8 protein-coding genes and 1 tRNA gene are annotated in these 8,494 nt (G+C 38.9%); 1 reads left to right on the top strand and 8 read right to left on the bottom strand.

The genetic code is table 11. The annotated features are described in order from the left end of the window. Positions 1-60: 60 nt before the first annotated feature. From GQO39_RS06585 to rpmH, 8 genes are all read right to left on the bottom strand, one after another. Positions 61-141 (bottom strand) — tRNA-Leu (locus tag GQO39_RS06585). Positions 142-253: 112 nt separating this feature from the next. Next, on the bottom strand, positions 254-874 hold the full coding sequence (locus GQO39_RS06580; protein ID WP_156851486.1) for a 2,3-bisphosphoglycerate-dependent phosphoglycerate mutase: 621 nt from the start codon (positions 872-874) through the stop codon (positions 254-256). A 28-nt stretch (positions 875-902) separates the two neighbouring features. Further along, complete coding sequence (dapB, locus tag GQO39_RS06575; protein WP_156851485.1) at positions 903-1,715, bottom strand: 4-hydroxy-tetrahydrodipicolinate reductase; 813 nt, start codon at positions 1,713-1,715, stop codon at positions 903-905. Between the two features lie 530 nt (positions 1,716-2,245). Next, positions 2,246-2,938, bottom strand: coding sequence for a glutathione S-transferase family protein (locus tag GQO39_RS06570; RefSeq protein ID WP_156851484.1), 693 nt, complete (start codon positions 2,936-2,938; stop codon positions 2,246-2,248). A gap of 139 nt (positions 2,939-3,077) precedes the next feature. Next, positions 3,078-3,725 carry a ribosome biogenesis GTP-binding protein YihA/YsxC gene (gene yihA / locus GQO39_RS06565; protein WP_156851483.1) on the bottom strand — a complete coding sequence of 216 codons (648 nt, stop codon included), beginning with the start codon at positions 3,723-3,725 and terminating at the stop codon, positions 3,078-3,080. After that, positions 3,722-5,560, bottom strand: coding sequence for a membrane protein insertase YidC (gene yidC / locus GQO39_RS06560; protein WP_156851482.1), 1,839 nt, complete (start codon positions 5,558-5,560; stop codon positions 3,722-3,724). The genes yihA and yidC overlap by 4 nt, the downstream gene beginning before the upstream one ends. Next, positions 5,550-5,942 (bottom strand): ribonuclease P protein component, encoded by a 393-nt coding sequence (gene rnpA, locus GQO39_RS06555; RefSeq protein WP_156851481.1) that lies wholly within the window; start codon positions 5,940-5,942, stop codon positions 5,550-5,552. The genes yidC and rnpA overlap by 11 nt, the downstream gene beginning before the upstream one ends. A 116-nt stretch (positions 5,943-6,058) precedes the next feature. Further along, entirely contained in the window at positions 6,059-6,193 is a 135-nt protein-coding gene (gene rpmH / locus GQO39_RS06550; RefSeq protein WP_005864709.1) for a 50S ribosomal protein L34, read from the bottom strand. Between the two features lie 617 nt (positions 6,194-6,810). On the opposite strand from rpmH, the gene GQO39_RS06545 reads away from it, so the two are divergent. Further along, the gene (locus tag GQO39_RS06545; protein WP_156851480.1) at positions 6,811-7,887 is read left to right on the top strand and encodes an Mrp/NBP35 family ATP-binding protein; all 1,077 of its coding nucleotides are present in this window, start codon (positions 6,811-6,813) and stop codon (positions 7,885-7,887) included. Positions 7,888-8,494: the final 607 nt, after the last annotated feature.

Raw genomic sequence — 8,494 nt, 5'->3', positions numbered from 1 at the left:
AATAGGCTCCCATATCGCGGTTTTTGCCGCCTTCATAGCCAAGTGTTATGGAAATGACTGTTCCGATAAGAGGACTCGAACCTCCACGCCTTGCGGCACAGGTACCTGAAACCTGCGCGTCTACCAATTCCGCCATCTGGGCTTAAAATTCATCTAAGCTTGTGAAACAGCTCTGTCAATAAAATTATAAAATTTGTTCTTCAGTTCAAAACTGTTGAGTTAAACTCTTTATGTCCACTACGATTTTAGAAATTTAAGGTGTAATGATCGTCTTTGATAAAATTGTTGAGTCAGAATTAAATGTATAAATAATAGGAATACCGGTTGCTAATTCTTGGGAGATAATTTCTTCACCGTTTAGACCTTCAAGTGCCATAATAAGAGCACGAAGAGTGTTGCCGTGTGCTGCGACCAAAACAGTTTTAGAACGCAAAATATGCGGTTGGATATGGTAAAGATAGTAAGGCCAAACGCGTGCACCAGTATCGCGTAGGCTTTCTCCATTAGGGGGAGCAATCGTATAAGAGCGGCGCCATATTTTCACTTGCTCTTCTCCCCATTGGTGACGGACCTCATCTTTATTTAAACCAGCAAGATCACCATAACTTCGCTCATTCAATGCTGGATTTTTTATCAATTGCAAATCAGATTGTTCCATCTGCTCTAAAATGTGTTGCGCTGTTTTTTGCGCGCGTTGTAAGGAAGATGTATAAGCAATATCAAATTTTAAACCAGCTTCTTTAAGTTTTCTCCCTGCAGCTATTGCTTCAGCATGGCCTTTTTTTGTCAAATCGGGATCTTTCCAACCGGTAAAAAGGTTTTTGAGATTCCATTCACTTTGTCCGTGACGGATAAGTACAAGTGTGCGTCCCATTATGAATTTCCTACATTATATTGACTGTTTAAAATTCATCGTTCAATCCCAAAACGTCAAGCATTGAATAAAGACCATTTTCGTGGTTCTTTGCCCATAAAGCTGCTTTTAATGCACCATTGGCAAAAACAGAGCGTTCTTGCGCTGCGTGTGAAAAAACAATACGCTCATTTGGGCCGGCAAAAGTGACACTATGGTCGCCAACAACCGTCCCACCCCGTGAACAGGCAAAGCCTATCGTGCCTTTTTTGCGTTTACCTATATGGCCACTGCGTTCACTCACACTCATATTTTTAAGCATAATATCGCGACCTTCCGCTGCTGCTTGCCCAAGAAGAAGAGCTGTTCCAGAAGGGGCATCAACTTTGCCAGCGTGATGCATTTCGTAAATTTCAATATCAAAATCATCAGGTCCTAATGCTTTGGCAGCTTTTTTTACAAAATTTGCTAACAAATTTATCCCAAGGCTCATATTTCCAGATTTGACAATAGTTGTATATTTTGCAAAATCTGCAATTTTTTCTTCTTCTGTTTTGTTAAATCCCGTCGTGCCGATAATATGGACAAGGCCTTTTTGAGCAGCATAGTTGGCGTAGAGAATACTGGCTTGCGGCTGTGAAAAGTCTAAAATACCTTCAGTATGCGAAAAGGCACTTTCAGGATCATCGGTGATTTGAATGCCAAGAGGGTTTGAACCAATCAGTGCGCTGGCATCTTTGTTTACAAAAGGTGATCCTTTGCGCACAAGCACAGCACAAAGCTCTATGTCTTTCCTACTTTGGATAGCTGTAACGAGCTCACGCCCCATTTTTCCATTAGCACCAACAACTGTAAGGCGCATATCTTTCTCCTTATGACTTTGCTTTTTAAGTATAGGTAAATTCTCTCTCTTTCCAACGGTTCTTTTTCTCTGTGGGAACAAATTTCATTTTTTAGTCATACGAAAGAACTCCCAGTTTATAGAAGCGCATGGTGAAAAATGCTTTCGTTTTCGTTATAGAGTAAACAGTGTAAATGTCACGTCACACGTTGTGAGGGTTTGCAAGACGATACCACCATTTTATTGTTTAGTTCTCAACACTGTTATAATTTTTGCATTTAAACAATCCATAAAATATTTCAAATTCTTTCTGAAATGATTTTTATTTGCACACCAATCCTGCTTGTAATGTACAAGAAAACGTTCGTTAGTTCATCATAAGATGGAGGCAAAAATAAGAAAACATTCTTGTATTTGGGGTGGCATTCCAATTGCAAAATAATGAACTACCTTTATAGGTCGATGCTTTATTACACCGTGCATAAAAATGCATGAAATTTTATTGGTGCGGATGTAATGTTAATACCTCTTTCACTTGTCAAGGGAGATGCTTAGAAGTCAAGATCCGCATAATGAGGACTCGCTACGATTCCTCGAATACGATCTGTTAAAAGTGAACGAAAAGAAGGTCGTGATTTCATCCGCATATACCAGTCTTTGGCGGCGGGGGATTGATCCCAATCAATTTCCCCTAGAAAATCAAGCACAGAAACAGAAGCTGCGGCTGCTAGATCCGCATAAGATAATGCAGAGCCGACTAACCAGTCACGAGATGCGCAGAGCCAATTGAGATAGTTCATATGTGGTAAAATGTTTGCACGCGCATTGCGTAAAATTTGTGAATTTGGAGCACCACCACCAATGGCTAACGGCATTTCACGTTTATAGACTCGCTCTCGTACAATATGGCGTGCAGCTTCATTTTCAAATTTATTTAAAAACCAGTCATTGAGGCGGCGCACCTCGGCACGGTCTAAAGGATTTTCTGGAAAGAATTTATTCTCTTGTCGTAAATTTCCATGTGTTTCATCTAAATATTCGTAGATAACAAAAGCTCCTGATAATGGAACTTCGTATTCATCAAGAAGAACAGGGACATGACCAGCCGGATTCAATGCGAGAAATTCGTGTCTTCTTGCCCATTCATGTTCTTCAATCAATTGAGTGCTTACACCATATTCTCCAAGAATGAGGCGTACAAATCGAGAGGTAGAAGATAGAGGAGAATGAAAAAGTGTCAGCATAATCTACGCTATCAAATAGAGTTGATGAGAATTTTTTCAAGTATTAGGAATTTTTATAAAGGTGCTTTACTAGAAGTACAAGATTATTAATAAAAGCTCATAATTATGTTTAATAAACTTTTAATAAAAGGAATGTGTTCTACGCTGCGATTGCTTGTAAAATGGCAGTACGCAATTCTTCCAAACCTAATGCTTTTTCTGAAGATGTCACAAGAAGTTCAGGATAAGCTGCTGGATGTTTGAGCAGATGTGTTTTTGTGGTTATTATTAATTTTTCAAGGACATTCGATTTTATTTTATCACTTTTCGTTAAAACAATTTGATAAGAAACAGCTGCTTTATCAAGAAGATCTAAAACATCTGAATCATTTTTTTTGATTCCATGACGTGAATCAATCAAGACATAAACACGTTTTAATGTTGTACGCCCCCGCAAATAGTTAAAAATCAACTCTGTCCACGCATCAACCAGATTTTTAGGGGCTTCGGCAAAACCATAACCTGGCATATCTACGAGCGCTATAGGAGGGAAATCTCCTAGTCGTCCACTAAAACCATCGGGTACAAAGTAATTAAGTTCTTGAGTGCGCCCTGGTGTATTTGAGGTACGCGCCAAGCTTTTTTGTTGGACGAGTGCGTTGATCAAAGATGATTTTCCAACATTGGAACGTCCCGCAAATGCGATTTCCGGTGGTCCTTCTGGTGGGAGAAAGCGTATTGCTGGTACACCACGAATAAAAACCCACTTGCGAAAAAAAATTCCCAAAAGAGACGAACATTTTGTCATTCATGCACTTCTTTTTTGGGTGATCTTCGCCACAAGGCTTTAAGATTATCAAAAAGCTCGATTTTAGCCCCTTGACGTTTCATCATGATACCTTGCTGAATAATCGACAGTATATTGTTCCATGCCCAGTAGATGACGAGACCAACAGGGAAGGAAGCGAGCATAAAAGTAAAGATGACCGGCATCCACGCAAAGATCATAGCTTGTGTCTGATCTTGAGGAGCTGGGTTCATACGCATTTGTAAAAACATCGTTATTCCCATGATCAAAGGCCATGCACCAAGCATAAGAAACGTTGGGGTCGTGTACGGTAAAAGGCCAAACAGGTTAAAAAGGGAAGTTGGATCGGGTGCTGCTAGATCTTGAATCCAACCAAAGAAAGGTGCATGCCGCATTTCGATGGTAATATACAGAACTTTATAAAGAGCAAAAAATATTGGAAATTGAACCAACATTGGCCAACAGCCCGCAAGAGGATTGATTTTTTGGGTTTTATACAGTTCTATAATCGCTTGTTGTTGTTTGGTTCTATCATCTGGATATTTTTCTTTTATTTCCAACAACATCGGTTGTATAAGCTTCATACGCGCCATAGATTTATAGGACTTATTCGCTAGCGGGAAGAGTAGTGTTTTCAATAGCACTGTGACAAGAAGAATGGCGATACCAAAATTGCCTGTTTGCTTATAAAGAATGTCAATAAGAGAAAACATTGGTTTGGTGATGAAATCAAACCAGCCCCAATCGATTAAAAGAGCAAATTTCTTAATTTTTAAGTTATTTTGATAGTGATTAATGATTTCAACTTGTTTTGCTCCAGCAAAAAGACGATTTGTAACGGTTTTTGTTTCGTTTGGAGCGATAGTTAGAAGTGACTCGAGCAAATCAGACTGATAATGTGTTTGCAAGCGATCAAAATAAATAAAGCGGCTTGTATATTCTTTATCTTGAGGGGGAATAACCGCTACAGCCCAATATTTATCGGTAATACCAATCCAGCCTCCTATCACTTTAGAGAACGCTATACTTTTTTGCCCATTATCAGGATTTGGATCAAGCTCCGCTAAATTTTTGTATTTTTCGGTTTTAAGCGAATCACCTGCAATACCTATCATGCCTTCATGAAGCAAGTAGGTCGCATTTGTATGTTCTGGTGGAGCTGCGCGTGCAACGCGAGCATAGGATGAGAGATATATAGGCTTATTCCCTTCATTGCTGATAGAATCCTCAATGGTAAACATGTAGTGATCATCAACAGAAAGAACACGACGAAAGATTTGTCCTTGTCCGTTATTATAAATTAAAGTGACCGGTGTTGAAGGAGTCAGTGTCGTGTTGTTTCCTTCTATTTGCCATTGTGTATCAGATTGTGGCAAGGCTTCTTTTGACAAAGAAGGACTAGTAAAACCAAATTCAGCAAGGTAGGTCGTTGTGAATCCTTTGGGGTTTAGTAAAGCAATTTCCGGTGATTTTTTCTCTACTGTCAGGCGATATTTTTTGAGGAGAAGATCATCAAACTGTGCGCCAACAAGATTAATGGAACCTTCAAGTTCATTGGTTTTTATAGCAATACGGTTTGTTTTGGCTAATATAGCATTCCGGATTTCAGGAGTCATTTTGTGATCAATTATGGATGCTGATCCGTGCGTTGGTGCTGTGTCAGAAAAACTTGTAGTAGGAGTGGAAAGTGTAGACTGTTGTTTTGACAATTGCTGTGCGATGATTTGTTGTTTTTGTAATTCAGCTTGTTTGGGAACAACATGAAGAAACTGCCATGCTATAAGCACACCAAAAGACAATCCAATGGCGATAAAGAAATTGCGATTATATTCCATTCGTACACCCCTGCTGCCGTTTTTGATGCTTTGTTTTTGGTTTTATTCGTCGGTTTAATTCATTGATCAAAGATGAAAAAGGTGCATGAAGCACATCAGGACGTGCCACAATAACATAATCTGTTCCTGCCTCCATGTTATCTGTTAAACCAACCCTTACTGCTTCGCGCAAACGTCTTTTGATACGGTTGCGTTTGACAGCATTGCCGTTTCTACGTGTAACCGTGAAACCTACACGCGCAACACGAGGAGATTTTATTTCTGCTGTTTGTTCATGGGATTTGACTTCAAGCAAAAATAAAGGACCACGTCGTTTTTCTCCTGTGCGTACAGCCAAAAAATCCGATCTTTTGCGAATACGGCAGGGGTGTTTTTTCTTCATAAAGAGCGTTTTGCAATTTCACTAAATGCCCGCAAAAGCATGCATAAAAGATTTCTAACGAAAACTTCACAACAAAAGTGATAAATAATATTCAATTGTTGTGAAAATTTAAATGATTAAGCAGATAACCGCTTACGTCCGCGAGCACGCCTTGCGGCGATAACTTTACGGCCACCAGCTGTTGCCATACGTGCACGAAAACCATGGCGGCGTTTACGGACAAGTTTAGAGGGTTGGTAAGTACGTTTCATTTATTTAAATACCGCGGAGTGCGGCCCTTCTTAATTTTACAGGCAATTATGCGCTAGATGGACAATCTTACCCTATCATACGGCCGTTTATCCATAAGAAAAAATATAAAAAAAGTCAATCTTAGATTATTTGTCTCTCTCTTAAAAAAAACGAAAAACTCTACGATAGAGGTACATTTTATTCGTAACACTTTAAAAGTTAAGAAAAACACGAATTGGTGACGGTGCAGTTTACAGTTATCTTTTTTATAAGACAAGTGAATACTCAAGACGTAAAGGAGCAGAGGGGGGTAAAGAAAGAGTCGTCGCTCGTTAATATATGATTGTAGTAAAGTGTATTTTTAAACGTAAAAAGTGTACTTGGTTTTGCCTTTTAAAGACCTTTATAGAAACATTCATAAAGTGTTTGTACGACAAACGTGTTTAATGGAATTTTATATCAGATTTTACGTTCGAGGTTTTTATTTGAGATTGGTTTCGTGTTTTTAAAGAGATAAAATGTAATGTATTTACATTTTGTAATTCTCAGTAAAGTAGGAAATTTTAGGTGGTGAAGTTGAAGTGTTTTGAGTCCTTAATTGCTATATTTTTGGGTATTTTTATAGAGAGGAAAGACAGTGAATCCTATCACAAGTGAGGTTATCCGCAACGCATTACATAAAGTCAAAGGACCGGATTTTGAAAGTGATATTGTATCATTGGGGCTTGTTTCAGAAATATTGATTGCTCATGGCAAGGTTTTCTTTTCCATTACAGTTCCGGATGGACGTGTGCAAGAGTGGGAATCGTTGCGCCGTGGTGCTGAAGAAGTGGTTTGTGCTTTGGATGGGGTTAAAGCTGTTGTTGTTACACTTACAGCAGAAAAAAAATTGAAGGTATCTTCTCATTTTCTTGCGTCAAAACATAAAGCAAAGGGATTACCTGTGAAAACACCGATAGAAGGTGTACGGCATGTGATTGCAGTTGCTTCTGGAAAGGGGGGGGTTGGCAAATCTACAATGGCGATAAATATTGCTTTAGCTTTACAGGATTCTGGTTTCAAAACGGGCTTGATGGATGCGGATATTTATGGTCCATCTTTGCCACGTTTGACAGGACTTGTTAACCAAAAATCACAGCTTATTGACGAGAAAAAACTTCAACCTCTTGAAAAATTCGGACTTAAATTGATGTCAATGGGTTTTTTGATTGAGGAGGAAAAGCCAGTGGTGTGGCGTGGTCCCATGGTAATGGCGGCTGTGACGCAATTGCTCAGAGATGTTTTATGGGAACCTCTTGATGTTTTGGTGGTGGATATGCCACCAGGTACAGGGGATGCACAATTGACACTTGCTCAACAAGTGCAATTAACGGGTGCGTTGATTGTTTCTACTCCGCAGGATCTTGCCTTAATTGATGCGCGTAAAGCGATAGAAATGTTTATGAAAGTCGATGTTCCTATTTTAGGACTCATTGAAAATATGAGTTATTTTATTGCTCCTGATACGCAAAAACGCTACGATATTTTTGGTCATGGTGGTGCGCGTGCAGAAGCAGAACGCCGAGGGGTACCTTTCTTGGCAGAAGTACCGCTTGATGCGGCTTTGCGATCTTCCTCGGATGGCGGTATACCTATCTTTGTCTCTAATCCTGATGAAGACCGTGCCAAACTTTATCGTGCGATTGTTGATCAAGTGAAAGACAAATTTTGTTAAATTTATGTTTTTCTTAGAGGGTTTGCTAGGATACAATATAAAAAAACATAAATAGTTGTTTTTATGGGAATTGTAGTCCATGAGTGTCTCATTTTGGGGTTAGATATTTTAGAAGTGAAATGAGTAAAAAAACTAACCATGCAGTGAGCGGTAATTTTGTTTTTGTATAAAAGCTTTCAGTTGTTTTTTGTTGGTGGGATGGAATTGGTTAAAGATCTCATTCGGGTGTGAAAAAACACGGTTCTTTTATATGAAGTTGCTGAATATTGATCATAGCGTTGTAAAAGTTGTAGAAAATATTGCAAAATGAGATGTTGTAGTGCTGACGGTCCATGTTATTAAAAAATGATACAGGTAGTTGTTGCTGTTGCTCGCAAGTGATTCATATTTGCTTGGGGTGAGGATTTGAATATCAGTAAATGGGACCGATTTTCAAAATGCAGGTTATCTGGAGAATTTAACTTTTAAAAGACTGAAGACGTTTGAAATGTGGGAATGAATAGAATTTTGTTTTGGTTTTTGAGCAAAGGTTTTGTAGAAAATTATTGGGACTGATGTGGTTATTAGTAACGCTGGAAGTTCATTCTATTGGAAGCAATAATAATGA

The sequence above is a fragment of the Bartonella refiksaydamii genome (assembly GCF_902652675.1).
In the GTDB taxonomy this organism is placed as follows: Bacteria; Pseudomonadota; Alphaproteobacteria; order Rhizobiales; family Rhizobiaceae; genus Bartonella; species Bartonella refiksaydamii.
This window is presented reverse-complemented; position numbering and strand designations above follow the sequence as displayed.

Excerpts from the sequence above, each read along its gene's own strand:
- dapB (WP_156851485.1), bottom strand. The coding sequence starts at position 1,715 with ATGCGCCTTACAGTTGTTGGTGCTAATGGAAAAATGGGGCGTGAGCTC.
- yidC (WP_156851482.1), bottom strand. The coding sequence starts at position 5,560 with ATGGAATATAATCGCAATTTCTTTATCGCCATTGGATTGTCTTTTGGT.
- yihA (WP_156851483.1), bottom strand. The coding sequence starts at position 3,725 with ATGACAAAATGTTCGTCTCTTTTGGGAATTTTTTTTCGCAAGTGGGTT.
- GQO39_RS06570 (WP_156851484.1), bottom strand. The coding sequence starts at position 2,938 with ATGCTGACACTTTTTCATTCTCCTCTATCTTCTACCTCTCGATTTGTA.
- GQO39_RS06580 (WP_156851486.1), bottom strand. The coding sequence starts at position 874 with ATGGGACGCACACTTGTACTTATCCGTCACGGACAAAGTGAATGGAAT.
- rnpA (WP_156851481.1), bottom strand. The coding sequence starts at position 5,942 with ATGAAGAAAAAACACCCCTGCCGTATTCGCAAAAGATCGGATTTTTTG.
- rpmH (WP_005864709.1), bottom strand. The coding sequence starts at position 6,193 with ATGAAACGTACTTACCAACCCTCTAAACTTGTCCGTAAACGCCGCCAT.